Below are 565 nucleotides of genomic sequence, written 5' to 3' on the forward strand. Positions count from 1 at the left end.
CTCGATCATATCGACGAGATCATCAGCTTGATTCGTGCTTCCCAGACAACGGAAGAAGCTCGTGAAGGCTTGATAGCCAACTACGGTTTAAGCTATGAGCAAGCGCAGGCCATTCTGGATATGCGTTTGCAACGCTTGACAGGGTTGGAACGTGAAAAAATTGAGAACGAGTACCAAGAGCTGTTGGCCAAAATCAGTGAGCTGCGTTCCATTCTTGCGGATGAGAACAAAATCTATGCAATCATTCACGAAGAGCTGTCCGAAATCAAGGAAAGATTCGGGGATGCTCGACGCACGGTGATTACGTTTGATGAAAATCATATCGAGGATGCGGATTTGATTCCGGAAGAGGACGTCGTGATCACCCTCACTCATGATGGGTATATCAAGCGTCTGCCTGTTACCACCTACCGTTCACAAAAACGTGGAGGTAGAGGGGTACAGGGATTGGGGACCAAGGATGACGATTTTGTCGAGCATCTTTACATCACCAACTCGCATGAAACCATCATGTTCTTTACCAGCAAAGGGAAAGTGTATCGCCTGAAGGGCTACGAAATCCCTG

Annotated in this window: 1 protein-coding gene; it reads left to right on the forward strand. The window is 47.6% G+C overall.

Annotation, left to right across the window (positions count from 1 at the left end; translation table 11 throughout):
- Positions 1–565: DNA gyrase C-terminal beta-propeller domain-containing protein (locus EDM52_RS24230; RefSeq protein ID WP_276330150.1), on the forward strand; the 565-nt coding region annotated here is incomplete at both ends.

The sequence above is a fragment of the Brevibacillus invocatus genome, from assembly GCF_003710915.1.
GTDB classification, from domain to species: Bacteria; Bacillota; Bacilli; order Brevibacillales; family Brevibacillaceae; genus Brevibacillus; species Brevibacillus invocatus.